This window comes from Rhizobium atlanticum (genome assembly GCF_030182485.1).
Classification (GTDB): Bacteria; Pseudomonadota; Alphaproteobacteria; order Rhizobiales; family Rhizobiaceae; genus Rhizobium.
Genome location: NZ_JAQJCJ010000009.1, coordinates 135,829 through 161,570, shown reverse-complemented (window position 1 = coordinate 161,570; position 25,742 = coordinate 135,829). Strand labels below are relative to the sequence as shown.

The following is a 25,742-nucleotide window of genomic DNA, read 5'->3' as shown; positions in this document are numbered from 1 at the left end:
GCGGTCAGGCTTTAACCGGCGTCGGCGGACCGGTGACGACAGGCGTATCGTCACGGCTGCCCCATTCGCTCCATGAACCGTCATAAAGCTTGTTGTCGTGATGGCCGAGCGATTCCAGCGCCAGCGTGATGATCGCGGCCGTGATCCCTGAGCCGCAGGAGGTGACGACCGGCTTGGAGAGATCGATTCCGGCCTCTTCGATGGTCTGCCTGAGTTCGGGCAGCGATTTGAACCGGCCCTGGTTGGCGAAGACGCCGGAGGGCAGGCTTCGGGCGCCGGGCATATGGCCGGAGCGCATGCCGGCACGCGGCTCGGGTTCGGTAGCGGCGAAGCGGCCGGCGCTACGGGCGTCGGCAATCTGCATCGCGCCGCTCGAGACGATGTCGCGCATGCTGTCCAGCGTAACGACCCGACTCTCATCGAAGTCAGGCGTAAACGTCGCCGGGGCATAGTTGGGGGCCGCTGTTTCGAGCGGACGGCCCTCAGCCTTCCAGCCGTCGAGACCTCCATCGAGGACGAAGACGTTCTTTGCCCCCATCACCCGGAACAGCCACCAGACGCGGGGCGAGGCAAACACGCCGATACCGTCATAGACGACGATGCGATCATTCTCGCTGATGCCGAGCTTGCCGACTTCGGCGGCGAAATAATCGGGCGAGGGTATCGTATGCGGCAGCGCCGTAGAGTGGTCGGCGATCTTGTCCTGATCGAAGCGGATGGCCCCGGGAATATGGCCGGCGGCATATTCGGCATCGGCATCGCGCTTTTGCGCCGGCAGGTAGAAGGAGGCGTCCAGCACGCGCAGATCCGGCTTGCCGAGCTCGGCCTGCAGCAATTCGGCCGAGACGACGAAACGGCTCTTGCTCTCAGTCATTATGGTCTCCCCTTATCAGGCTTCTACGCCGGGCGTGCCGAAGCGGATGCGGAAGCGCCGGTTCTCCTTGCCCTTCTTTTCGATTTTGGCGATGTGGATCTGACCGATTTCCTGCGTCTCCGAGACATGTGTGCCGCCGCAGGGCTGGCTGTCAATCGAGGAGTTCTCGCCGATACAGACGAGGCTGACCCGACCAAGCCCCACCGGCGGGCGCACGTTCTTCGACTTGACGATGTCCGGATTGGCCGCCAGCTCGTCGTCGGTGATCCATTGCAGATAGACCGGGTGGTTCTGGCCGACCAGTTCCATCAGCTTGGCCGTGACCTCGTCCTTGTCGATCGTCTCGCTCATGTCGAAGTCGACGCGGCTTTCTTCCTCGCCGACGGCGGCTCCGGTGATCGGATAGGAGCAGATGACCGACAGCAGGTGGCAGGCCGTGTGCATGCGCATCAGCCGGTAGCGGCGCGGCCAATCGACATGCAGCACCAGCGTCTCGCCGACCTCCGGCCGCGGCTCGTTTTCGAGCGGCACGTGGATGATGACATCCTTGCCGGCGCCGTGTTTTGTCTGGCCCAGTGCGATCTTGGTTCCGTCGGCGCGTTCAAGCTGGCCAGTGTCACCGGGCTGGCCACCCGATGTGGCATAAAAGCAGGTCTGGTTGAGCTCGATGCCCCCGTCGTCGTGAACGGCAGTGACGACCGCCTCGCATGTCGAGAGATAGAAGTCGTCGCGATAGAGGGCATTGACGGGCATGAGGTCTCACACGGGCTCATAGGGAACGTGTATGTCGGACGAACCAGTCATCCAGCCGGGAACGGGTAGTCCCTTCGATCGCAGAAAATCCGGATTGAAGAGCTTCGATTGGTAGCGGTTGCCGTAGTCGCAGAGGATTGTCACCACCGTGTGACCGGGCCCGAGATCGCGGGCGAGATTGACCGCGCCGGCGATGTTGATCGCTGTCGAGCCGCCGAGGCACAGCCCCTCGTTTTCCACGAGATCGAAAAGATAGGGAAGTGCTTCGGCATCGGAGACGCGATAGGAGAAATCGGGTGTGAAGCCCTCTAGATTGGCCGTGATGCGGCCCTGGCCGATGCCCTCGGTGATCGAGGATCCCTCGGATTTCAGCGTGCCGTTCTGGTAGAATTCATAAAGAGCAGCGCCGTCGGGATCGGCGATGCCGATCTTGACGTCGGGATTAAAAGCCTTGAGGCCGGCGGCGACACCGGCAAGCGTGCCGCCGGAGCCGACGGAGCAGATGAAGCCGTTGACCTTGCCGTCGGTATCGTTCCAGATTTCCGGCGCCGTCGTTTCGATATGCGCCTGGCGGTTGGCGACGTTGTCGAACTGGTTCGCCCAGATTGCCCCGTTCGGTTCGCTCTTCGCCATTTGTTCAGCAAGACGCCCGGACACCTTCACATAGTTGTTCGGGTTCTTGTAGGGAACGGCCGGCACTTCGACGAGTTCGGCGCCGAGCAATTTCAGCGCGTCCTTCTTTTCCTGGCTCTGGGTTTCCGGGATGACGATGACGGTGCGGTAGCCGAGCGCCTTGGCGACTAGCGTCAGCCCGATGCCGGTATTGCCGGCCGTGCCTTCGACGATGACGCCGCCGGGTCGAAGCAGCCCCTTCCGCTCCGCATCGCGGATGATGTAGAGCGCGGCACGGTCCTTGACCGACTGGCCGGGGTTGAGAAACTCCGCCTTGCCGAGAATGGTGCAGCCGGTTGCAGCTGAGGCGCCCTTGAGTTTGATCAGGGGCGTATTGCCGATGGCTTCGAGGACGGAGGGATGGAAGGTCATGGAATCTGCCTCTTTCGAACTCTTACTTTAGGAACGGTCTTTTCCCTTCACAAGGCTGTGTTGGCAAGAAATGCTATTCCATACCCCTGGTGGTCACGATAAAATTTCGCTTTCCTTATCCGAAATGGCCCGCGACGGCGATCCCACCGTGCCTTGGTGATCCGAAAACTGGCTTTGCCCGTATGGATGACGACAAAGCGACAACGGAACACTGGCGGCGGGCGTGGCCGAAACCGACATGATTCACGATCAGATCGACACGATCGATGCACCGAGGGCGCATTATGTCGCCGGTTCCTTGCCCGAGGGCTACGACGCGCGCCGGCCGGTCGACCATCCGACTCCGTTTAAGCCAACCCGAATGATTCAATTTAACCCGGAAAAGCTCTAGACGGTTCTTTCAACGACGAGCGCAGCCATTTCGGCCCCGGCGACATCTCGATTGCCGACGAAACTGTCGATCACCGGCCGGTTGCCGAAAGGACAGGCCTTGCATTGCCTTCGCGCTGTCCGACGGACCGATCCGGCTGACCCGGTCCTTTCGTCAGATGATCGGCGACCTGATCGGCTGAAAGCAGCCACAATGGTGTGATAGAGCCGTAAATCCGGGAGGCGCAAAGAACTTCCGGGCCTGTTTTCGTGCTGGTCAGGCAGAGCCGGAGGAGCATGTCATGCGTGATTTCATCGCCCGTCCCGAACATGGAATCGTCTGGATCTCGGGCGCGAGCTCAGGTATCGGCCGGGCGCTTGCGCTGAAGCTTGCCGGCGAAGGATACAAGGTCGCCGTCACCGCCAGAAGCCACGAAAAGCTGGTCGAGCTGCAGGCCGAAGCCAGCGGCCTTTCCGGGAATATTATCGTCCTCGACGGTGATGTCACCGATGCCGAGGACATGGAACATGTCCTAGCCTCTATCGAATATGAGCACGGCACGCTCGCAATGGCGATCCTCAATGCCGGTATCTACCTGCCGGTCCACGCCGAGGATCTGAACCGCGCCGATTTCGAAAAGAGCTTTGCCGTCAATCTTTCCGGCGTCGTCAACTGTCTGTTGCCGGCGATCCGCCATATGAAGGCGAAAGGGCAGGGGCAGATCGCCATCGTCTCTTCCGTCACCGCCTATGGCGGCCTGCCGACGGGGGCTGCCTATGGCGCCACCAAGGCGGCGTTGATCAACATGGCCGAAAGCCTGAAATTCGATCTAGACAAGGTGGGCATCCGCATTCAGCTCATCAGCCCGGGCTTCGTCGACACGCCGACGGTGGGCAAGAGCGCCTTTCCTATGCCGGCGGCGCGGGTGTCGTCCGAGGAGGCTGCCCGCCAGATTGCCGCCGGGCTGAAATCGCAGGCTTTCGAGATCGCTTTCCCCAGACGCTTCACCACGATGTTGAAGCTGGCGCGTCTGCTTCCCTATGGCGCTTATTTCCCACTGATGAACTATCTGACTGGCTGGCGGCAGCGGCCGCCGCTAGATGGTCACCATCCGGTGATGCCACACCCTGCGGAATGATCAACGGTGCGGGAAGGCGGGTGGCCGGAACACGCGGATTAAAAATTGCGAAGGCAGTCTTTATCCGCCGCGACATGAAAAGGCCGGCATAAGCCGGCCTTTTCCGAGGTGGTGCGCTTTTGCACGACATGTTTCAAAGCGGTGACTGCTGCTTAGTTGTCGTATTCGCGGCAGGCTTCGCTGATCGATGCGCCGCTCTCACCGCCGCGCGTATCGACACCGGTCCCCTGCTGCGGCATGCCGGCGCATTCCATCGCCTGCGGCGGTCGGATGCTCTGGGTCGTGGTCGGATCGACGGGGGCGACCTGGACAGGGTGCATGCCATTGTCGCTGTTGGTGTAATCGGACGAATAGTTACCCGAACCCGGATCGGTCGAGCCGCCATTCGTCGGTCCGATGGGATCTGGATTCGACTGGGCAAAGGCTGACGATGCCATGCCGATCGCGAGCAGCGAAGCGGCAATGAGGGATTTGGTCATGAGGATATCCTCCTTTGATTTTCATCATGGATGACCTCTGGGTAACCACTTGCAGGATTCATTGTTCCGACGTTTTTTGAAAAACCTGCACGCGGACCTTGCATCGTTTACGACCCCGAGGAACGCTGCCATGACCTGATCGGCTTGCGCCTCTCCTGTGACTTGATCCTCACCTAGGCTTCCTAAGACATGCAACGTCGCTGTCCTGCCCAGACTTGCAAAACGCTGCAATTTGCCGTTTCATCGCCGCCAGCAACGACCATCCGAAACTCCTCCTTAATGAGATACGCCCTTGTACCCGCCGATGCCCCACGGCTTCGAGAAGCCTTATGCCGCATTCCTCTTCGACATGGACGGCACCATCCTCAATTCGATCCTCGCCGCCGAGCGTGTTTGGAGCGACTGGGCAAGACGCCATGGGCTCGATGTCGCCGCCTTCTTGCCGAAGATGCACGGATCGCGTGGCATTGACACAATCACCCGGCTGAACCTGCCGGGCGTCGATCCGGAATACGAGGCAAGGCTGGTGACCGAGGCCGAAATTGCCGATGTCGGCGATGTCGTTGCCATTTCCGGCGCAGCCGCCTTCTTGGCTTCGCTGCCGCCGGATCGCTGGGCGATCGTCACCTCTTCGCCCTTGCGTCTTGCCCGCCGGCGGCTGGAAGCGGCTGGCCTCCCTCTGCCGAAATTCATGGTGACGGCGGAGGACGTGACGGTCGGAAAGCCCGATCCGCAATGTTATATTCTCGGCGCCGAACGCCTCGGCGTCAGCACGCGGGATTGGCTGGTGTTTGAGGATGTCGCAGCCGGCATCAAGGCCGGCGAGGCGGCGGGCGCCGATGTCATGGTCGTTACGGCAACCCATCACCAGAAGATGGAGACGCCGCATCCGACCATCTCTTCCTACGACGAGATCGCCGTCAACATCTCAGCCGACCATAAAATGCTTATCGTCCCGAGCGCAGCCTGACATCCGACCTCCAGCATTCGCGCTTGCGCATTCACTCCGCGGCTGCGGCGAGACAGCGATCGATGATCCTGCCGATTTCGCTGCGGCAGGAACCGCAATTGGTTCCGGCGCTCGTTTCCTTGCCTACCTCTTCAACGCTATGGCATCCGCCTCGCACCGCGGCAGCGATCTGGTTGACCCCGACACTGAAGCAGGAGCAGACGGTCGCACCGGGATCCGGTCTGCCGCCGCCGGGACGGCCTGCGACCAGCGCAAAGCGTTTCCTGAGGTCGCCATGCACGACGGAGAGTTGCGAGATTGCCCAGTTGCGAGCAACGGCAACCGGCTCGCGTGCAAGGAACAGAGCGGCAAGCAGGATCTCACCATCGAAGAAGGCGAGCCTCAGGTCGCCGGATTGCCGATCCGCGTACCCCAGCGGTTCGATTGCGGCCGGAATGGCGAAGACCTTCCGGCACCAGGCCGTCCAGTCTTCGACAGCCTCGGTGAAGGCAAGCTCAAGCCGCCAACCGCCTGCAGCTTTCGCCACCGCCCAATAGGCCGCGTCGGGTGTGTCCGGTTTGATGGCAGAGACCGCGAATCCGTAATGGGTGGCGCGGAAGGGCCGAACGGCAACGGCAACATTCTTCGACGCCGGCTGGCCGGAAATAGGGTCGGTGATCGGCGCCACCACGGCGTCGATCCGGGCTTTTGCCGCGAACTGATCGTTCCAGTGCATGGGTGCGAAAATGCCACCGCGCGCCTGGCGGTCGGTCACCAGCGCCCGCACGATCGCTTTGCCCTGGGGGCTCTCGATCTCGACGAGGCCGGCGCTTGATATGCCGGTCTCGATCGCATCGCGCGGATGGATCTCGGCAAAGGGTTCGGCGATATGGGCGGAAAGCCGCGCGCTCTTCCCGGTTCGTGTCATCGTGTGCCACTGATCGCGGATGCGGCCGGTGTTCAGGGTGAAGGGGAAATCGGCATAGGTGCGATCCGTCGCAGGCGGTTTCACCGCGACGAAGCGCGCCTTGCCATCGGGATGAAAAAAGCCACCCTCGGCGAAGAAGCGGGTGACGCCGGGCGCCGTTCCTGCTGGCTGCGGCCACTGAAAGGGCGACAGTTCGTCGTAGGCGCCGCCGCTCGTGCCGGCGTGGGCGCCGATGTCGAAATCGCGGCTGCCGTCATTTTCGAAGGCGGAAAGCGCTGCATGTTCGGCAAAGATTGCATCCGGCGTCTCGAAATCGAAAGCGACGCCAAATCCCATGCGCCGTCCGACCTCCGCAAGCTGCCACCAATCAGCCCTGGCATCGCCGGGGGCATTGAGAAACGGCCGTTGCCTGGAAATGCGACGTTCGGAATTGGTAACGGTACCGTTCTTCTCGCCCCAGCCGAGCGAGGGCAAAAGCACATGGGCATGCCGGGTCGTATCCGTGTCTCTCAGAATGTCCGACACGACGACGAAGGGACAGGCGGCGATCGCGCTTTCGACGCTGTCGGCATCCGGCATCGACACAACAGGATTGGTGGCCATGACCCAGAGCGCCTTGATGCGTCCATCGGCCACCGCACGGAACATGTCGACTGCCTTCAAGCCGGGCTTTGCGGCGATGACGGGCGAATTCCAGAAGCGCTGCACGCGGTCGCGGTCATCCGCATTCTCGATCGCCATATGGGCGGCAAGCATATTGGCGAGGCCGCCGACCTCACGCCCGCCCATGGCGTTCGGCTGGCCGGTCAACGAGAACGGTCCCATGCCCGGCCGGCCGATGCGGCCGGTAGCGAGGTGACAGTTGAGGATGGCGTTGACCTTGTCGGTGCCGGAGGAGGATTGGTTGACGCCCTGGCTGTAGCAGGTGACGACCTTCTCGGTCGTCTCGAACAGGCGGAAGAACTCCCTGATCTGCATGGCCGGCAGACCGGTCCGTTCCAGGAGATCGTTGGTGTCAAGCGCGGCTGCGGCCGCAAAAGCATCGCCGAAACCCTCGGTATGGGCGGCGATATAGTTCTGGTCGATCGCCGGGCTTGTCGCAAGATGCGCAAGCAGTCCCATGAACAGCGCGACGTCGCCGTCCGGGCGGATTGCCAGATGCAGGTCGGCGATATCGCATGTCATCGTCCGGCGCGGATCGATGACGACGATGCGCATGTTGGGCCGTGCCGTCTTTGCGGCGGCAAGCCGCTGGTAGATGACAGGGTGGCACCAGGCGAGGTTGGAGCCGGTCAGGAGCACCAGATCGGCAAGTTCGAGATCCTCATAGGTCCCGGGCACCGTATCGGCGCCGAAAGCACGGCGATGGCCGGCGACGGACGAGGACATGCAGAGCCTGGAATTGGTGTCGATATTGGCTGAGCCGATGAAGCCCTTCATCAGCTTGTTGGCGATGTAATAATCTTCGGTCAGCAGCTGACCCGAGACGTAGAAGGCAACTGAATCCGGCCCGTGTTCGGCGATGGTTTCGGAAAAACGCCGTGCGACGAGATCAAGCGCCTCGTCCCAGTCGCTCTTTTCGCCGGATATTTCAGGATGGAGAAGACGGCCGTCGAGATCGATCGTTTCGGCAAGCGCCGAACCCTTCGAGCAGAGACGGCCGAAATTCGACGGATGCTCGGGATCGCCCTTGATGCTGGCGGCGCCGGCCTCGTCGACCGTGGCAATGACGCCGCAGCCGACGCCGCAATAAGGACAGGTGGTCTTGACCTCTGTCGTCATTTATTCCGCCGCCATCATCAGACTTTCAAGCGCTATGAACAGAGCGCCGTCGTCGTTGCGGACCGGTAAGGTCCGCACCGCGCCCTCATCGGCGCCGAGCGCCTTGCCGGTTTCGAGAGAGACCACCCAATTGTGCAGCGGGCAGGTGACGGCCTTGGCGTGCACGATCCCCTGCGACAGCGGCCCGCCTTTGTGCGGGCAGTGATCCTCGATGGCGAAAACCTCGTTTTCCGCCGTGCGGAAGACCGCGATCTTGCCCTGCGGTGTCTTCACGCAACGCGCGCCACGCAGGGGGATATCGGAGATGTCACCGATTGGGTGCCAGTTTTCATTGGACCAGGTCATATCGATCTCCTTACTCGGCTGCCTGCGGATAACCGATCGTCGCCATCGGCTTGAATTCATGCTTGTCCTTGCCCGAGACACGCTCCGACCAGGGATCGACCTGGGCGAATTTCTGGGAGAAGACAAAGCGGTCGTAATAGGCTCTACGCTTTTCGGCATCACCCATGATCTGGCGGCGGATTTCCTCCAGGCCGATGCGCTTGGCCCATTTGTAGATGCGTTCGAGGTAGCGGGCCTGCTCGCGATACATCTGCGTCAGGGCCACGATATGCTCCAGCGCCTCGTCTTCGGTCTTTACAAGCCCGAGAACCTCGGTGCCCTTGATGTCGAGACCGGCCGCACCGGCGAAATGGATCTCGAAACCGGAATCGACGCAGATTACGCCGATATCCTTGCAGGTTGCTTCCGCGCAGTTGCGCGGGCAGCCGGAGACAGCCATCTTCAGCTTGGCCGGTGTCCAGGAACCCCACATGAATTTCTCGATGCGAATGCCGAGACCGGTGGAATCCTGGGTGCCGAAACGGCACCAGTCCGAACCGACGCAGGTCTTCACGGTACGCAGGCCCTTGGCATAGGCCTGGCCGGAGACGAAGCCGGCCTTCCCGAGATCGGCCCAGACGGCTGGAAGGTCTTCCTTCTCTACTCCAAGCAGGTCGATGCGCTGGCCGCCTGTGACCTTCACCATCGGGATGGCAAACTTGTCGACGACATCGGCGATGGCGCGAAGCTCGTTCGACGAGGTGACGCCGCCCCACATGCGCGGAACAACGGAGTAGGTACCGTCCTTTTGAATGTTGGCGTGGACGCGCTCGTTGATGAAGCGTGACTGGTAGTCGTCGGCATATTCGTCCGGCCAATCGCAGACGAGGTAATAGTTGAGTGCGGGGCGACATTTGGCGCAGCCGCAGGAGGTCTTCCATTCGAGCTCCTGCATGACGGCCGGGATGCTCTTCAGCCCTTTCGCCTTGATCAGCCGACGGACATCGTCATGGCCGAGTTCCGTGCAGGTGCACATCGGCTGAACGGCAGCCGGGTTGTAACTGTCGCCGAGCGTCAGCGCCATCAGTTGCTCGACCAGACCGGTGCACGAGCCGCACGAGGCCGATGCCTTCGTATGGGCGCGCACGTCGTCAAGCGACGTCAGTCCCTTGCTCGTGATCGTCGAAGTGATCTTGCCCTTGCATACGCCGTTGCAGCCACAGATTTCCGCGTCATCCGGCAAGGCTGCAACGGCCGCCATAGGGTCCAGCGGTGACCCTCCCTGATAGGCCTGTCCGAAGATCAGCGTCTCGCGCATCTCCGAGATGTCGGTCGCCTTCTTCTTCAGGTCGTTGAACCAGGCGCCGTCGGCGGTTTCGCCGTAAAGCACGGTGCCGATGATCTTGTTGTCCTTCAGGACCAGGCGCTTGTAGATGCCGGCGCTGGCATCGCGCAGCACGATCTCTTCGCGATCGTCGCCATCGGCAAAGTCGCCGAGCGAATAAAGCTCGATGCCGGTGACCTTGAGCTTGGTCGGCGTGTCGGCGTGAACGAAGGCGGGCGAGCGATCTCCGGAAAGATGCGCCGCGGCGACACGGGCCATTTCATAAAGCGGGGCGACGAGGCCATAGACCATGCCGCCCACCTCGGCGCATTCGCCGAGTGCAAGGATATCCCCGTCTGAGGTCTGCATGCCGGCATCGACGACGATGCCGCGGTTGACTGCAAGGCCGGCGTCTTTCGCCAGGCCGACATTCGGCCGGATGCCGACGGCCATGACGACGAGCGTCGCCGGAATAATGCGGCCGTCATCGAGCTCGATGCCTTCGACCCTGCCGTTGCCGATGATCGCCTTGGTATTGGCCTTGCAGATGACCTTGATGCCGCGTTCCTCGACGGCCTTCTGCAGAAGATAGCCGGCGGCGGGATCGAGCTGACGCTCCATCAGCGTCGGCATGACGTGCAGTACGGTCACGTCCATGCCGCGCTGGGCAAGACCGGCCGCTGCTTCCAGACCGAGCAGTCCGCCGCCGATGACGACGGCCTTTTCGCGCGACTGGGCGGCAAGCAGCATCGCCTGCACGTCGTCGAGGTCGCGATAGGTGATGACGCCGGGCAGATCCTTGCCGGGAACCGGGATGATGAACGGCACCGAACCGGTTGCGATCACCAGCTTGTCGTAGCTTTCGGTAACACCGTGGTCTGACGTGACGGTCTTGGCGGCGCGATCGATGTTGACGATCCTGTGGCCCTTATAGAGCGTGATTCCATGCTTGATATACCAGCCATCGCCGTGAATGATGATCTGCTCGTAGTCCTTTTCTCCGGAGAGAACCGGCGACAGCATGATGCGGTCGTAATTGACGCGTGGCTCGGCATTGAAGATCGTCACTTCATAGCGTCCGGGCGCCTGTTCGAAGAGGTGCTCCAGCATGCGCCCGGGCGCCATGCCATTCCCGATGATAACAAGTTTTTCAGTCATATTTCAGGTCCTTGGATCAGGTTGCAGCCACGGGCGCAGAGTGCCCCTGGCGCGACAATTGCTTGACGGACAGGTGCATCCAGATGAGCGAGATCGCGATGATCGCGAAAAGCAGCAGGAAACAGCTGGACCAAAGGCCGGTCATATCCTTGAGGAGGCCAAAGGCGATCGGCAGAATGAAGCCGCCAAGCCCGCCCATCATGCCGACGATGCCGCCGACGGCGCCGACGCTGTCGGGGTAATACCCCGGAATGTGCTTGTAGACGGCGGCCTTGCCGAGGCTCATGAAGAAGCCGAGCACGAAGATGACGACGATGAAGATGACCGGCGTGATCGCTGTGGCCGGCAGCGAAAGGATGAGGGTGGCCACAGCCGACACGGCAAACATCGCGTACATGACGCTGCGCGCGCCTTTCTTGTCCGACAGGACGCCGCCGAAGGCGCGGAAGATGCTGCCCGGGATGGAGTAGGCGGCAGCGATCATGCCGGCCGTTTCCAGGTTGAAGCCGTAGACGCCGACGAGATAGCGCGGCAGCCACAAGGACAGGGCGACGAAGCCGCCGAAGGCGAAGAAATAATAGAGCGAGAAGCGCCAGACCTGAACGTTCTGCAGCGGCGCGAATTCCTGGGCCAGGCTCTTGGAAGCGACGCCGCGCTCGCGCCGAAGGCGGAAGACCGGATCATCTGTCGTGGTGAACCAGAAGACGATGGCCATCAGCGCCAGCCCGACGGCCCAGATCTCGGCAACCGCCTGCCAGCCCCATGCGATGAGCACGAAGGGGGCTGCGAATTTGGTGACGGCCGCGCCGACATTGCCGGCGCCGAAGATACCGAGCGCCGTTCCCTGTTTCTCCGCTGGGAAGAAAGGCGAGATATAGGCGACGCCGACTGCGAAGGAGCCGCCGGCAAGGCCGACACCAAGGCCGGCGATCAACATCTGCGTATAGGTGTGGGCGTAGGAGAGAAGGAAGGTCGCCAATGCGGCGGCGAGCATCGTCAGCGTGTAGACGAGACGGCCGCCGTAACGTCCTGTCCAGATGCCGAGAACGATGCGCACGATCGAGCCGGTCAGAACGGGGGTGCCGATCAGCAACCCGAACTCAGCCTCGTTCAGGTTGAGCTCTTGCTTGATGCGAATGCCGATGATGGCGAAGATTGTCCAGACGGCAAAACAGAGGGTGAAGGCCACAGTGGAGATCCACAGTGCTTTGGCTGGTTCGCCGGCTGACATGGGCTGCACTTTCTCAATGGCAGACATAGCTTCTCCGTGGCCCGACAAGGTCGTGCCGATCCATTGCTTGGGGTTAAAACAAAAAGCCGCTGGTCAGGACGCGCTAGCACGAGGCGCGCAAATATCCTGATCAGCGGCTTTGCTGGTGGCGCCCGCCGTTGGACGCCCAATCATTGGCCTTCCGGCCTATCTATCTCGATGCAATCCCGTCGCGGGTTGCTGAACATTTGATCCACTGCGACTATGGCCGCAACGTAATTCCTGTCTCTTTATGAGCACCTGCATGTGCCCATTCCGCGCCGATCGCCCTTGATCCGCGCAACATAAGCAATGCAAGCACCGTGCCAATTCTCTCTCATTTACCCAACTGGTTGAAATACAAGCATCTTCGAGGGATATGCGTTCTGCCTGTTTTTCATGCTCCGGGCCGAGTGTGCAAATCTTTTGGGCTTCGCGGGTAGTGCAGGTGCCGATCCTGCTGGCGTTTTGTGCAAACCGGCGACATCAGATTTCGTCGTTGCCGCGGCTGAAGGGAAGGGCGCTCTTGACGGCGAAGCTCGCGACATAAGCCGGCAGTTCCGAGGGATCGAAGACCTGGCCATCCATGAAGCGGTCGCCTTCTTCGCTGCCCTCGACGCGGATGTCGGCGTCAACGGGGGCGTTATCGTCGCCGAGAGCAGCACGGTAGAGATCCGGTCGGTAGGCGGAGGTCGCGGCCCGCGCCTTGTTGAGGCTGATCTCTGCCTGCCCCCAGCGGATCATCTGGCTGTAGATCCAAAGTGCGTGGCTCGGCCTCGGATAGTTGGCGAAGCCGGAATGAAACTGGAAATAATGCGGAATGACGCGCCGGTTGCTGTTGGCATCGAGGCTGAATTCGCCGGCGAGCACACGGCGGATGATATCGACCGGGGCGGCGATGTAACGGGGATCGGCAAGCGCCGCCGCCAGCGCGTCGTGATTCTCCGACCGGTCGCACCAGCGGGCGGCCGCATCGAGCGCCACGATCAGCCTGGAAACGGTTTCCGGATTGCTTTCCGCCCAGTCCGGCCGCATGCCGATCACCTTTTCCGGAGCTGAAGGCCAGATATCCTGTTTGGCGGCGACGATACGCCCGAGGCCCCGCTCCGAGGCAACCATGTTCCACGGGGCGCCGACGCAGAACCCGTCGATCGCGCCGGCTGCCAGCGCATCCGACGTCATGGGTGGCGGCACGACGACAAGCTTGACGTCCTTATCGGGATCGATGCCGCCGGCTGCCAGCCAGTATCGGAATTCATAATTGTGGGAGGAGAAGGGATAAGTAACTCCGAAGGTCGGCATCGGCTCTCCGCGCGCCGTCATTGCCGCCAATACCTTTGCCAGCGCACGGGCATTGTCGAGCGCGCTTGCTGTTTCCGCCAATCCGGCGTCATCCCGCATGCGGGCGAACAGCCGCGCCGACAACGTGATTGCGTTGCCCCCGCGGCCCAGTGAGAACGGGGTGATCGTCGGCGAGGGGTTGGAGCCGAGGCCGAGCATGGAGGCTACGGGCATCGGCGACAGCATATGGGCGATATCGAACTGACGAAATGCGAGGCGATCGCGCATGTTTGCCCAGGAGACGTCCTTGACGAGGTCGAGCGTCAGGCCCTCCCTCTGGGCAAAACCGAATTCGGCTGCGGCAATCAACACCGATGCATCGACAAGCGGAATGAATCCCGCTCGCAACACCTTCGGTCCTTCGGTTTTCCCACGCAGTGGCAAGGGCAGCCCGTCGCCGCTGAATTTGGCGGTATTTGTCATCATGTCCACTCCGGTTTCCTCCGGATATTCGCCAGTTCCGCCATCACATCAGAAGTCCCGCGGCGGTCACGACGCTCTGGGCGATTTCCGACATCTTCTTTTTTTCGTTCATCGCCGTCTGGCGCAGCAGGGCGAAGGCCTCCTCTTCGGACAGGCCTCGCATCTTCATGAGTATTCCTTTGGCGCGTTCGATGAGCTTGCGTTCCTCAAGCGCCGAGCGGGCATCTGCAAGTTCCCGCTGAAGCCGGCTGAAGGCGTTGAAGCGGCTGACCGCCATGTCGAGGATCGGTTTGACGCGTTCCTTCTTCAGTCCGTCGACGATATAGGCCGAGACGCCGGCATCGACGGCAGCCTCGATCGAGGCCGTATCGGAGCGATCGACGAACATGGCGATCGGGCGGCTGACCGTGCGCGTCAGCTGGAACAGATGTTCCATCATGTCGCGGTTGGGATTCTCGATATCGATGATAATCACGTCGGGCATTAGCGTTTCGATCGTTCGCGCGATGCCGTTGACTTCATGCACGACGGTGACGCGCGCATGCCCTGCCTCGCGCAGTCCTTCCTCGATGATGGAGGCGCGTATGGCATTTTCGTCGATCACCAGAATTGTCAGATCGCGATGCGTCATTCGTATAGTTATGACGCGCTGCAACAATATTGCAAGTGTTCGCCTGAAAAATGTGCGATAGCGTATGTGCATAAAAATTAATCAGACTGCCGTGCTTTCGCGCGGAATCAAGGCATAGCCCAAGTCGATCTGCCCCCCTTTAAAGACGGCGGAGGACGTTAGGGCGGCGAGCACCTTTTCAGCGGCCAGTTTTCCGGTTTCGAAACGCCGGGTCACGACCGAAGAGAGGGAAGGCGCGGCGCAGGCGGCGAATTCCAGATCGTGAAATCCCATGATCGCTATGTCATCCGGCACGCGTATGCCGCGTTTGCGGCACTCCTGCATCGCGCCGAGGGCCAGATTGTCATCCGTGCAGAAGATCGCCTCCGGAATTTCGCCATGGTCACACGTGATGGCGAAGAGATCGGAGCCGAGCGCGACCGAGCTGTGGCGCGGCTTCTCGGCGATGATCTGGAGGCTCGGCAGATCTGCCTGTTGCATCGCCAGTCGGTAGCCGTCGAAACGGGACTGGGCGCGGTGGTCGAGATTGCCGGTCAGGAAGGCAATCCGGCGGAAGCCACGTTCGATCAGATGCCGGGCGGCGGTTTGTCCGGCCTGCTCTTGGGACATGCCGATATTGAGATCAATGGGATCCGCTGAAAGCTCGAAGGTCTCGACCACGGGGAGATGTGCTTGAGCAAGAAGCTGCCGCGATAGAAGCGTGTGATGCGTGCCGGTGATGATAATCGCCTCCACCCTCTGTCCGAGAAGAGCCTTGATGGCGTTTTCCTCCTCGATCTCGGAATAGCGGCTGTTGACGACGATGAGCTGGAATCCTGCGGCGACGAGAACGTCGTGAAGCGCGAACAGATATTCTGCGAAGATCACGTTGTATAGGGTCGGAACAATCACGCCGATCGCATGCGTGCGCGAGGAGGCAAGGCGGCTTGCCGCTATATTCGGAATGTAGCCGAGTTCCTTGACGGCGGCATCGACGCGCAGCCGCAGGGCAGGCGAGACCGCATTGGGCTTGCGCAGTGCTCTTGAAACCGTGATCGGGCTGACCCCGGCGAGATTGGCAACGTCATCAAGGGTTATTCGCCGCATCATGTTCTGCCGCTCGTTTAGAGAGATCGGTTGCATATTTTTCAACAATAAGAATCTGCCAAAACTATAGTTGACAGCGCTAGCAAATGCGATTTGACAGCGCTGTCAACTATGTTAATTTGAAATTGTACCGGAAAATAGGGATGGAATCTTTCCGGGCCAAATATGCACATCAAAAGCATTAGAAGAGGCGGCTAAGTCCGCCTGAGGAGGAGAACATTCATGCATAAGGTGGAGAAAGCTAAATTCGCCCGTATCGCGGCGTTTTCGGTGTCGGCATTTGCCTTGCTGTGTGGCGCGGCCAGCGCGGAACCGAAGGTCGTGTCCGGCCCGGCCGCCGACCCCGGCTGCATGGTGCCGTGGGCAGCGGACACACAATTCTTGCAATATCCGAAGAAGGAAGGTCCCTATCGTATCGCACTGGCCAACGGCTACATCGCCAATACTTGGCGTATTCAGATGGTCCAGACGGCTAAGGCCTATGCCGCTCAACCCGATGTCGCCGCCAAGCTCAAAGAATTTAAGGTTGTTTCGACGGGCGAGGACGTGCCGGCCCAGATTTCAGCCATCAACAACTTCATTGATGCCGGTTATGACGCCATTGTGGTCAATGCGCAGAATCCCACCGCCTTCGGCCCGGTGATTAAGCGCGCTAAGCAGGCCGGTGTTATACTCGTCGCCTTCGACAATATCCTCGACACCAAGGACGCGATCAACGTCAACGTCGATCAGAAGGGGCTAGGCGTCCTCTGGGCCGACTGGCTGATCAAACATCTTCCGAACGGCGGCAAGGTGCTTGAGGTGCGCGGCGTCGCCGGCACCTCGGTCGATACGGATCGTCACAATGGTATTCACGAAACCCTGGACGCCTCCGGCAAGAAATTCACGGTCACTGAAGTGGTCGGAAAATGGGACGACGGCGTTGCTCAGAAAGCGACTGCCGATGCGATCGCCACCAACGGTCCGTTCGACGGTATCACCGCCCAGGGCGGCGATACCGGCGTCGTGCAGGCGATGATCGATGCAAAACATCCCTTTGTGCCATTCGGCGGTGAGACGGAAAACGGCTTTCGCAAATTCTGCGCCGCCCATGCCGCCGATGGTTTGAAATGTTCGTCCGCCGGAACGGGACCGGCCCAGGTTGCGGTTGCCATCAAGACCGCGATCGCAGCGCTTGAGGGGCAGGTCGTGCCGCAGGCCATCAAGCTCCCGACAGCGCTGGTTTCTGACCCGGATTTCAAAGAGGGTCAGGATTATTATCCAACCCAATCCGACAACTTCTTCGTCGGCAACTCTTTCCCGACCTGCGGCATTAATTTCACGGCCCAGGAAATCATGGGACAGTCGAAAGAGAACCAATAGCAGCCTTCCGCGGATTTGATTGCGGGTGTTCGCACCCGCAATCTTGGCCGTGACAGAGCAAACGGAGGCTGGATGCATGACTTTGTCCGAACCGATTTTCCGCATGGAAGGCATATCGAAGCGTTATGGCGGAGCCGTCGCGCTTAAGGATGCCGACATCGCCATTCGGCCAGGGGCGATTCATGCCGTCCTTGGCGAGAACGGCGCCGGCAAGTCCACACTGATCAAGATCATGGCGGGCGTCGTGGCGCCGGATGAAGGGCGCATGCTGCTTGATGGGAAGGAGATTACCTTTGCCTCACCTGCAGCGGCCAATGCAGCCGGCATCGTCTGCGTCTTCCAGGAGCTGTCGCTCATTCCCGATCTCTCGGTCGCCGACAACATCGCCATCAGCCACCCGCCGCAGAGGTTCGGCATGATAGACCGGCGCGCCCAGCGGCGGATCGCTGAGGAAGCGCTCGCCCGCGCCGGCGCGTCCGACATCCATCCCTCGGTTTTGGTCAAAGACCTGCCGTTGTCTCGACGACAGATGGTAGAGATTGCCAAGGCCCTTGCCCGCAAGCCGCGACTGATGATCCTGGATGAGGCAACATCGGCGCTGACGCAAGCGGATGTCGAGAAAGTGTTTGCCGTGCTCAAGCGCCTGCGCGCCGAAGGGATGGCGCTAATCTACATCTCTCACCGCATGCACGAAATCGCCCAACTGGCCGATGACTGCACGGTCTTCCGCAACGGCCGTAGCATCGAATCCTACCCGGCGGGCACCAAGAGGGACCAGCAGGTAGTCGAACTGATGATCGGTCGTGAATACACCAACGTCTTCCCGCCGAAGCCCGCGCATCGACCGGAGAAAAAACCGATCCTTTCCTGCCGCGATCTTTCCTGGGGTGATCGGCTCTCCGGCATCACTTTCGACATCCGGCCGGGCGAGATCATCGGCCTCGGCGGACTGGACGGGCAGGGGCAGCGCGATTTGCTGCTGGCCTTCTTCGGCGTGCTGCGTGACTTGAAAGGGGAGATCGCGATCGACGGCATCCCGGTCAGACTGAAGAGTCCCCGTCATGCCAAGTCTGACGGCATATCCATGGCGTTGATCCCCGAGGACAGGAAGACCGAAGGGTTGATGCTGCCGATGACCGTGCGCGAGAACCTCTCGATTGCAGCTCTCGACCGGGTTTCGCGGAATGGCGTCATCGATCGACCAGCCGAGCGTCGCGAAATCGACGACCTGTTCAAGCTTTTGGCAATCAAGGCTGCGACGATCGACATGCCCGTTGCAGGCCTCTCCGGCGGTAACCAGCAGAAGGTGGTCATTGCCAAATGGCTGATGAACCGGCCGCGCATCATCCTTCTCAACGATCCGACGCGCGGCATAGACGTCGGCACCAAGCAGGAAATCTATCTGCTGCTGCGCAAGCTTGCGGATGCCGGAGCGGCGATCATCTTCTACTCCACCGACTATGACGAACTGATCGGCTGCTGCGACCGGGTACTCGTCATGTATGATGGAAGCATTGTCCGCGAGCTCGAAGGCGCCGATATCAACGAGCATGAGCTGATCGGCGCCGCGCTCAATATCGGCGGCGACCACGCACAACAGAGGGCAGCGCCATGACCAGACTGGCTTTCGGCGAACGACGGTTTTGGTATGCGCAACAGAAGGGGACGTTGTTTGCCGCACTGCTCTTCGTCGCCATGTTCGCCCTCTACGTTTCGAACCACCCGGCGGGTTTTACCACCAACGTTGTGCAGACGGCATCGAACAAGGCGACGCTGCTTGCCTTTGTTGCGATGGCCCAGTGCCTGGTTGTCATCACCGCCGGCATTGACCTTTCGGCCGGCATGGTATTGGTCCTCTGCAATTGCCTTGCCTCTTGGCTGGTCGTCGGAACGCCGCTTGAGACGGCGGCGGGCGTCGTCGTGGTGCTGCTTGCCGGCCTCGGCTGCGGCATGCTGAACGGGCTCATAATTATCTTCGGCCGGCTGCAGCCGATCGTCACGACGATTGCGACTAGCGCGATTTTCTACGGCTTAGCGCTATTGCTGCGGCCGACTCCGGGAGGCTCAGTCAACGAGGATCTAGCCGATGCGTTTACCTCGAAGCTTTTCGGGGTCGTTCCGGCAAGCCTCACCGTCCTTCTCGCAGTTATCATCGTCATCTGGATACCGTTCAGCCGCTCGACCATAGGCAGGGCAGCCTATGCCGTCGGTTCGGCCGAGAATGCCGCCTTCATGTCGGCGATGCCGGTCAAGCGGGCAAAACTTGCCGCCTATGCCTTGGCCGGACTTCTTTCGGCGATCGGCGGGCTCTATCTCACCTTCTTCTCCTATACCGGCGAAGCGGCTCTGGCGAGTGGCAATGCCTACACACTCTATTCGATTGCGGCGGTGGTGCTCGGCGGCGTTTCCCTCGCGGGCGGCAAGGGAAGTGCTGTCGGCGCCGTTTTCGGAGCTTTGGCATTTCGAACGATCGGCGACCTGCTGTTCGTCTTCGATTTCGATCCGCTTTGGCAGCCGCTATTCCAGGGCGTCGTGTTGATGCTGGCGATCAGCATCGGCTGCATCGGCCTTTCGAGAGTCCGCAATCGGCTGGAGTGGTTTCAATGAGCGAGGAAACAACCTTGCGGCAGCTTCGAGTGCCGGCACGGCTGCGTGGCGTCGATCCGGCGGTGGCAACCGCTTTCGGATGCATCATCCTGCTTCTGCTCGCCGGATCGATTTACTCGCGAAATTTCTTGTCGCCCGAGTATCTCCTGCAGCAGCTGAAGGTCGCCTCCTTCCTCGGGGTCATCGCCACCGGCATGATGGCGGTAATCTTGCTCGGCCAGATCGACCTTTCTGTGCCATGGGTGATAACGACAGGCGCAATGATGGCCTGCGCCGCGACGTCATATGGAGCGACCGGTTCGGTTCTGGCGATCCCCTTCGGCATTTTCTGCGGTTGCGCGATCGGTCTCGTCAATGGCTTGGCCGTCGGCTATCTTCGCATTCCCTCGATGATCATCACGTTGGCCAGCAATGCTGTCGCGCAAGGGCTGATGGTCGTTTACACCGGCGGCTTTTCCCCGCAGGATTCCGCCTCGCCGGCCATGCGATTCCTTGCGGCCGGATACACGGTTCCTGGGCTGCCGAACGGTGTTCTGGTCTGGTTCTTGATCGGTCTCCTTGCGGTTTTTATGCTGACGCGCACAACCTTCGGTCGATCGCTTTACGCTATCGGAAACCGCGAGCGCGCTGCTTATATGTCCGGGATCGACACACGCCGTATCACACTTCTCGCCTTTGTCATGTCAGGCGGCCTCAGTGCGCTCGGCGGGGTTCTGTTGGCGGGTTATGCATCGAAGGCGTCGCAATCCATGGGCGACGCTTATCTGTTGCCCTCGATTGCAGCCGTCGTCCTCGGGGGTACTCACGTGCTCGGCGGCAAAGGGTCGTACCTCGGGACGGTTGCCGGCGTTATCTTGATCACGCTGCTGCAATCGATTCTTTCCGTGATGCAAATCGAGGAAGCGGGCCGCCAACTCATTTACGGCGCGGTCATCATCAGCATGCTTCTGCTTTACGGCCGCCAGCGGCCGGCCTGACGGGCATAGTCGTGCCGAACTGCAGAGAGCACCGCATCCGGCGCAGGTATTGGCGGTCGGTTCTCCACCGACGGAAAAGCAATCGCGTTTTTCATGGTGCGACCTGCGGGAAAAATAATGCCGGCGCAAGCTGTAAATCGAAAGAGCGTGCCTTCGGTTCTCGTGGTATATAGCTTAAGGAGATGCGCGGAAGACCTTGGGATGGAAGGTTTTCTGCCCGCAGTTGCTGGGATCTGAACATTTGCAATCCACGACATCTCCAGCAGGCAGCGTTCATGACCGCGATCCGAGATAATAATACCCCAACACTGGCTTTGGAGGGCCGACCATGAGCTTACGTATCAACGATATTGCCCCCGATTTTACCGCCGACACCACACAGGGACCGATCAGCTTCCATGATTGGATCGGCAACGGCTGGGCGGTGCTGTTCTCGCACCCGAAGAATTTCACGCCTGTCTGCACGACGGAGCTCGGCGCCATGGCCGGACTCGCCGACGAATTTGCCAAACGCGGCGTCAAGATCATCGGCATTTCCGTCGATCCGGTCGAAAGCCATGCCAAGTGGAAGGGCGACATCAAGACCGCAACCGGCTTTGATGTCGATTACCCCTTGATCGGCGACAAGGATCTGAAGGTCGCCAAACTCTATGACATGCTGCCGGCCGGTGCCGGCGACAGCTCCGAAGGCCGCACGCCTGCCGACAATGCGACGGTGCGCTCGGTCTTCATCATCGGCCCGGACAAGAAGATCAAGCTGATCCTGACCTATCCGATGACGACGGGCCGCAATTTCAATGAGATCCTGCGCGCCATCGACTCCATCCAGCTGACGGCCAAGCACCAGGTGGCGACGCCGGCAAACTGGAATCAGGGCGAAGATGTCATCATCACCGCTGCCGTTTCCAATGACGATGCGATCGCGCGCTTCGGCTCCTTCGATACGGTCCTGCCCTATCTCAGGAAGACGAAGCAGCCGTCCGTCTGAACACGGCTTTCAAGTCTGTTCCCGAAGCCGCCGCGGCCATTGCCCGGCGGCTTTTTTCATGCTCGCATCGCGAAATGGGAAGCTTCGCGCCCTGATCGATGTTATCTAGCATGAGCGTCGCGATGGAAGTTAACCTGCTGAGATCCGATGATAGGGCGAAAGCGTCAGTCTGGCATTTTGAGGAGTTCGGCGAAGGCCCTGCTTTCGCTTTGTTTTCTGTTTTCCGGCGTCGATACGCCGAAAGCTCAGCCGGAAGAGAGTGCTGCCGAGCCAGCCTGTCTCTATTCGGGACCCTCGGCCTCGGGATCGGGCGAGAGGCTCTGCATCCGCAAGGATAGTTTCAATCGTGACCTTTGCATCGCGATCGAGCATTTCGCCGAGGCCAATCGGTTGCCGCCGGCTTATTTCGCCCGACTCATCTGGCGGGAAAGCACCTTTCGCCCCGACGCAGTCAGCATCAAGGGCGCGCAGGGCATTGCGCAGTTCATGCCTGGAACGGCGAAACTTCGCGGCCTCGACGACAGCTATCAGGCGCTGGAAGCCTTGAGGAAATCGGCGCAATATCTCGATGAATTGCGAAATCGTTTTGGCAATCTCGGCCTTGCCGCGGCCGCCTACAACGCCGGCGAAAAAGGTCTTGCGACTTACCTTACATCAGGCAGGTTACCCTACGAGACGCGCGGCTACGTGATGGCGATCACCGCGCACACGATCGAGGAGTGGAAGGACAATCCGCCTGAGAATGCGGCCGCCCCGCTCGACAAGGACAGACCCTTCCGTGACGGCTGCGTGGCGCTGGCCGAAAGCCGGATATTGAAGGACACGCCTTGGCGTCAGGAGGGCATTTGGGCTCCCTGGGGCGTCCAGCTGGCGGCGAATGCCGATGCCGCCGTGGCGCGGCGCATGTTTCGCGACGCCGTGCTGGATCTGCCTGCGCCATTGAACGCGGAGCAGCCCCTGATCCTGCGTCAGCGCGATCGCAGCTTCGGATTTCGACCGCGTTATGCCGCCCGCATCGCCCGGCAGACACGAATGGAGGCCAACGACGTCTGCAATCAGATCCGCAAGCACGGCGGCACCTGCCTCGTTTTCAGGAACCAATAGAAGGCCTGCTCCATTCGCGACGAAAAGTCTGCTTGCACGATCGCTGGACGGCGCAGCATAGTCGCAGCGGATCATGCCATCGGGAGGGAAGACAATGCGCGTTTTGGTCATTGGGGCAACGGGCCATGTCGGAACCTATCTCATTCCTCGTCTGGTGGAGGCGGGTCACGACGTCGTCACCATCAGCCGCGGCGCGGCAAGGCCTTATACGGCAAACCGCGCTTGGGCCTCCGTCGATCAGCGACAGATGGACCGGGTAGAGATGGAGCGGACCGGCGAATTCGGTCCGGCCGTCCGGGCCTTGAACGCCGATATCGTCATCGATATGATCTGCTTCACGCTGGAAAGCGCCGAGCAGCTGGTGACGGCGCTGTCAGGGCATGTCGGCCATTTCCTACATACCGGCACGATTTGGACACATGGATATTCGGTGGCCGTGCCGACACGGGAGGAAGCGCCGAAGTCTCCGTTCGGTGACTATGGCATTCAAAAGGCGGCGATCGAAAACTATCTGCTGCAGCAGGCAAGACTTCGGGGTTTTCCGGCGACCGTCATTCATCCCGGCCACATTGTCGGCCCCGGATGGGCGCCGCTCAATCCGGCCGGCAATTTCAATCTGCAGGTCTTTTCGACCCTTGCCCGCGGAGAGGCTCTGGCGCTGCCCAATTTCGGTCTGGAGACCGTTCATCATGTCCATGCCGACGACGTGGCGGCGATGTTCATGGACGCGATCGCCAATCGGAATGCATCGATCGGCGAAAGTTTCCATGCAGTATCGGAGCAGGCCGTGACGCTTCGCGGCTACGCCGAATTCATGTCGCGGTGGTTTGGGCAGGACCCGAAGCTCACCTTCGCACCATTCGACGCCTGGGCGGAAGGCCAGACGGCCGAGGACGCGGAGGCGACATGGGAGCACATCGCCCGCAGTCCGAACTGCTCGATTGCCAAAGCCCGGCGCCTGTTGGGCTACACCCCGAGGTATACGTCTCTGCAGGCGGTGCAGGAATCGGTCGGCTGGCTGGTCGGGCAGGGACGGATCAAGACCTGATCGCCGGTTAGTCGTCTCTAACGGATGAGGATCGCCCTGAAATCGTTGACGTTGGTTCCGGTCGGACCGGTCTCGAAGAGATCGCCGATAGCCTTGAACGCCGAGTAGCTGTCATTGCCGTCGAGCAGCCGGCGCGGATCGAGCCCGGCGGCGCGCAGACGCTTCACCGTGCCGTCATCGGCAAAGGCGCCGGCATTGTCTTCCGAGCCGTCGATCCCGTCGGTGTCGGCAGCCAGCACAGCAATGCCGTCTTGCCCATCGATTGCAAGCGCCATGGCAAGGGTGAATTCGCCATTGCGCCCGCCCTTGCCGCCTTTGGCTTTCAGCGTCACCGTCGTCTCGCCGCCGGACAGGAGGACGACCGGCTTCGAGAATGGCCTGTTCCGCCCGAGGACCTCGCGGGCGATGGCCGCATGCACCAGCGCCACGTCACGCGATTCGCCTTCGATGGCATCCGAAAGGATTGCCGGCGTGACCCCTTGTGATTCCGCCTCAGCGGCGGCGGCCGCCAGCGAAACGCCGGCAGAGGCGATGATGTGATGCTCGTGCCGCAGGAATACCGGATCGTCCGGCCGCGGTGCATCTGCCTTTGGCGAGTTCAGATGGTCGAGCGCGGCCTGCGGCAGCTGCAATCCATACTGCCTGATGATCTCCAGCGCTTCGTGCCGTGTTGAACCGTCGGGCACCGTCGGCCCGGAGGCGACGTGGGCCGGGTTGTCGCCGGGAATATCCGAAACGATCAGGCTGACGACTCTCGCTTTCGTCGCTGCCGCCAGTCTTCCGCCCTTGATGGTGGAGAGATGCTTGCGCACCACATTCATCGCCGAGATCGGCGCGCCCGACGCAAGCAGCATTTCGTTGAGCGCAATTTCGTCTTCGAGCGTCAATCCTTCCGGCGGGGCGGGCAGCAGTGCCGAGCCGCCGCCGCAGATCAGCGCGATCACGAGATCGTCTTCCGTCAGCCGGTTCACCGTTTCCATCAACCGTCTGGCGGCAGCGAACCCAGCAGCGTCGGGCACCGGATGGGCTGCCTCGACGATTTCGGTGAAGCGCGTTTCGCAGCCATAGCCGTATCGCGTGACCACCAACCCCTCAATCGGTCCGGCCCATGCGCTTTCGAGCGCCCGCGCCATCTGCGCCGCGCCCTTGCCGGCGCCAATCACGACGGTTCTTCCTTTCGGTTTCTCCGGCAGGTGCGATTTGATGCCGGTCAGCGGATCGGCCGCGCGAACTGCCGCGTCGAACAGGCTTTTCAGGAAATCGCGGGGGGCGGTTATGGTCATCGTTGGTCTCTGCTGCCTCAAGGTGTCGATTGTGACCGAGACTGTCGGCGTATCGGCGTGGCGGCGTCAAGGCCGAAGATGCGGTGATCTGACGGCCGTGACGCAGAGTCTCGGCATTGAAAGAGGCGAACGAATAGAAAGCATTAACCATCCTCCCGTAGACAACATATAGGATCAAAGGAAACCTGTATTCGATGGCCACTGAAACGACCTGCCGCCCCGCCGCCACCTCTCACGAAGGCAAGGTTATTGCCTTTCCCTCCGCAACCGGAACTGCCAATATCGAGCGGTGCGCCCGGGAACTCGGCCGCCGGCATGGCGCGGACGCAGTCGAATTCTGGAAGGCCGAGTGCCGCAGGCTTGCCGATCAGCTTCTGGCCGCGGGAATGCCGGAGAGCCTTGTCGGTCAGCGGGTGATGGAGTTTCAACAAGATGTCCAGATCGAACTGGTCCTCAGCCACCAGAAGCAGGCCGTTGCCAAATCACAGAAACGCTGATTCATCGGGTTTGATCCGACGCG

At 60.9% G+C, this 25,742-nt stretch carries 23 protein-coding genes and 1 pseudogene; 12 read left to right on the top strand and 12 right to left on the bottom strand.

The genetic code is table 11. The features are described from left to right. Window positions 1–4 precede the first annotated feature (4 nt). From sseA to PH551_RS15230, 3 genes are read right to left on the bottom strand one after another with little or no spacing between them, the layout of a single operon-like run. Window positions 5–874 carry a 3-mercaptopyruvate sulfurtransferase gene (sseA, locus tag PH551_RS15240; RefSeq protein WP_285193602.1) on the bottom strand — a complete coding sequence of 290 codons (870 nt, stop codon included), beginning with the start codon at window positions 872–874 and terminating at the stop codon, window positions 5–7. 15 nt (window positions 875–889) lie between these two features. Next, complete coding sequence (locus PH551_RS15235; RefSeq protein WP_085777892.1) at window positions 890–1,627, bottom strand: alanyl-tRNA editing protein; 738 nt, start codon at window positions 1,625–1,627, stop codon at window positions 890–892. 6 nt (window positions 1,628–1,633) lie between these two features. After that, window positions 1,634–2,671, bottom strand: coding sequence for a cysteine synthase A (locus tag PH551_RS15230; RefSeq protein WP_285193601.1), 1,038 nt, complete (start codon window positions 2,669–2,671; stop codon window positions 1,634–1,636). 223 nt (window positions 2,672–2,894) lie between these two features. On the opposite strand from PH551_RS15230, the gene PH551_RS33040 reads away from it, so the two are divergent. The 3 genes and pseudogenes from PH551_RS33040 to PH551_RS15220 all read left to right on the top strand — a co-directional run bounded on the left by PH551_RS33040 (window position 2,895) and on the right by PH551_RS15220 (window position 4,179). Beyond that, window positions 2,895–3,062 (top strand): hypothetical protein, encoded by a 168-nt coding sequence (locus tag PH551_RS33040; RefSeq protein ID WP_483315422.1) that lies wholly within the window; start codon window positions 2,895–2,897, stop codon window positions 3,060–3,062. Continuing rightward, window positions 3,059–3,243, top strand: a pseudogene (locus PH551_RS33035) (transcriptional regulator); the annotation flags it as partial. The gene PH551_RS33040 and the pseudogene PH551_RS33035, both read left to right, overlap by 4 nt. 99 nt (window positions 3,244–3,342) lie before the next feature. Beyond that, the gene (locus PH551_RS15220) at window positions 3,343–4,179 is read left to right on the top strand and encodes an SDR family NAD(P)-dependent oxidoreductase (protein WP_221114520.1); all 837 of its coding nucleotides are present in this window, start codon (window positions 3,343–3,345) and stop codon (window positions 4,177–4,179) included. 152 nt (window positions 4,180–4,331) lie between these two features. Here the strand turns inward: PH551_RS15220 and PH551_RS15215 are convergent, their stop codons facing one another. Next, the gene (locus PH551_RS15215) at window positions 4,332–4,658 is read right to left on the bottom strand and encodes a hypothetical protein (protein ID WP_097598688.1); all 327 of its coding nucleotides are present in this window, start codon (window positions 4,656–4,658) and stop codon (window positions 4,332–4,334) included. A gap of 304 nt (window positions 4,659–4,962) precedes the next feature. On the opposite strand from PH551_RS15215, the gene PH551_RS15210 reads away from it, so the two are divergent. After that, window positions 4,963–5,628 carry an HAD family hydrolase gene (locus tag PH551_RS15210; protein WP_483315423.1) on the top strand — a complete coding sequence of 222 codons (666 nt, stop codon included), beginning with the start codon at window positions 4,963–4,965 and terminating at the stop codon, window positions 5,626–5,628. Between the two features lie 31 nt (window positions 5,629–5,659). Here the strand turns inward: PH551_RS15210 and PH551_RS15205 are convergent, their stop codons facing one another. The 7 genes from PH551_RS15205 to PH551_RS15175 form a co-directional block, all read right to left on the bottom strand. Then, on the bottom strand, window positions 5,660–8,317 hold the full coding sequence (locus PH551_RS15205) for a nitrate reductase (RefSeq protein ID WP_285193599.1): 2,658 nt from the start codon (window positions 8,315–8,317) through the stop codon (window positions 5,660–5,662). Then, window positions 8,318–8,662, bottom strand: coding sequence for a nitrite reductase small subunit NirD (nirD, locus tag PH551_RS15200; protein ID WP_285193598.1), 345 nt, complete (start codon window positions 8,660–8,662; stop codon window positions 8,318–8,320). A gap of 10 nt (window positions 8,663–8,672) precedes the next feature. Beyond that, on the bottom strand, window positions 8,673–11,123 hold the full coding sequence (gene nirB, locus PH551_RS15195; RefSeq protein WP_285193597.1) for a nitrite reductase large subunit NirB: 2,451 nt from the start codon (window positions 11,121–11,123) through the stop codon (window positions 8,673–8,675). 16 nt (window positions 11,124–11,139) lie between these two features. Beyond that, window positions 11,140–12,381, bottom strand: a complete 1,242-nt coding sequence (locus PH551_RS15190) for an MFS transporter (protein WP_285193596.1) — start codon at window positions 12,379–12,381, stop codon at window positions 11,140–11,142. A 477-nt stretch (window positions 12,382–12,858) separates the two neighbouring features. Further along, on the bottom strand, window positions 12,859–14,145 hold the full coding sequence (locus PH551_RS15185) for a CmpA/NrtA family ABC transporter substrate-binding protein (RefSeq protein WP_285193595.1): 1,287 nt from the start codon (window positions 14,143–14,145) through the stop codon (window positions 12,859–12,861). A 34-nt stretch (window positions 14,146–14,179) separates the two neighbouring features. Then, the gene (locus PH551_RS15180) at window positions 14,180–14,767 is read right to left on the bottom strand and encodes an ANTAR domain-containing response regulator (RefSeq protein ID WP_085777901.1); all 588 of its coding nucleotides are present in this window, start codon (window positions 14,765–14,767) and stop codon (window positions 14,180–14,182) included. Between the two features lie 81 nt (window positions 14,768–14,848). Continuing rightward, window positions 14,849–15,853 carry a LacI family DNA-binding transcriptional regulator gene (locus PH551_RS15175; RefSeq protein ID WP_285193666.1) on the bottom strand — a complete coding sequence of 335 codons (1,005 nt, stop codon included), beginning with the start codon at window positions 15,851–15,853 and terminating at the stop codon, window positions 14,849–14,851. A 222-nt stretch (window positions 15,854–16,075) separates the two neighbouring features. On the opposite strand from PH551_RS15175, the gene PH551_RS15170 reads away from it, so the two are divergent. From PH551_RS15170 to PH551_RS15140, 7 genes are all read left to right on the top strand, one after another. Beyond that, window positions 16,076–17,215 carry a sugar ABC transporter substrate-binding protein gene (locus tag PH551_RS15170; protein ID WP_085777902.1) on the top strand — a complete coding sequence of 380 codons (1,140 nt, stop codon included), beginning with the start codon at window positions 16,076–16,078 and terminating at the stop codon, window positions 17,213–17,215. 76 nt (window positions 17,216–17,291) lie between these two features. Continuing rightward, the gene (locus PH551_RS15165; protein ID WP_285193593.1) at window positions 17,292–18,830 is read left to right on the top strand and encodes a sugar ABC transporter ATP-binding protein; all 1,539 of its coding nucleotides are present in this window, start codon (window positions 17,292–17,294) and stop codon (window positions 18,828–18,830) included. After that, window positions 18,827–19,822 carry an ABC transporter permease gene (locus tag PH551_RS15160; RefSeq protein ID WP_285193592.1) on the top strand — a complete coding sequence of 332 codons (996 nt, stop codon included), beginning with the start codon at window positions 18,827–18,829 and terminating at the stop codon, window positions 19,820–19,822. Before PH551_RS15165 ends, PH551_RS15160 begins: the two co-directional genes overlap by 4 nt. Next, entirely contained in the window at window positions 19,819–20,799 is a 981-nt protein-coding gene (locus tag PH551_RS15155; protein ID WP_097598677.1) for an ABC transporter permease, read from the top strand. Before PH551_RS15160 ends, PH551_RS15155 begins: the two co-directional genes overlap by 4 nt. Before the next feature lie 328 nt (window positions 20,800–21,127). Continuing rightward, window positions 21,128–21,787, top strand: coding sequence for a peroxiredoxin (locus PH551_RS15150; protein ID WP_085777906.1), 660 nt, complete (start codon window positions 21,128–21,130; stop codon window positions 21,785–21,787). 147 nt (window positions 21,788–21,934) lie between these two features. Continuing rightward, a complete protein-coding gene (locus tag PH551_RS15145) occupies window positions 21,935–22,891 on the top strand; it encodes a lytic transglycosylase domain-containing protein (protein WP_285193591.1) in 957 nt (318 codons plus the stop codon). Window positions 22,892–22,985: 94 nt separating this feature from the next. Beyond that, window positions 22,986–23,939 (top strand): NAD-dependent epimerase/dehydratase family protein, encoded by a 954-nt coding sequence (locus PH551_RS15140; RefSeq protein ID WP_285193590.1) that lies wholly within the window; start codon window positions 22,986–22,988, stop codon window positions 23,937–23,939. A 17-nt stretch (window positions 23,940–23,956) separates the two neighbouring features. Here the strand turns inward: PH551_RS15140 and PH551_RS15135 are convergent, their stop codons facing one another. Continuing rightward, window positions 23,957–25,222, bottom strand: coding sequence for a glycerate kinase type-2 family protein (locus tag PH551_RS15135; RefSeq protein WP_285193589.1), 1,266 nt, complete (start codon window positions 25,220–25,222; stop codon window positions 23,957–23,959). 194 nt (window positions 25,223–25,416) lie between these two features. Here PH551_RS15135 and PH551_RS15130 point away from each other — a divergent pair, with 194 nt between their 5' ends. Next, window positions 25,417–25,719 carry a DUF6074 family protein gene (locus tag PH551_RS15130; RefSeq protein WP_183700885.1) on the top strand — a complete coding sequence of 101 codons (303 nt, stop codon included), beginning with the start codon at window positions 25,417–25,419 and terminating at the stop codon, window positions 25,717–25,719. The last annotated feature ends 23 nt before the right edge of the window (window positions 25,720–25,742 follow it).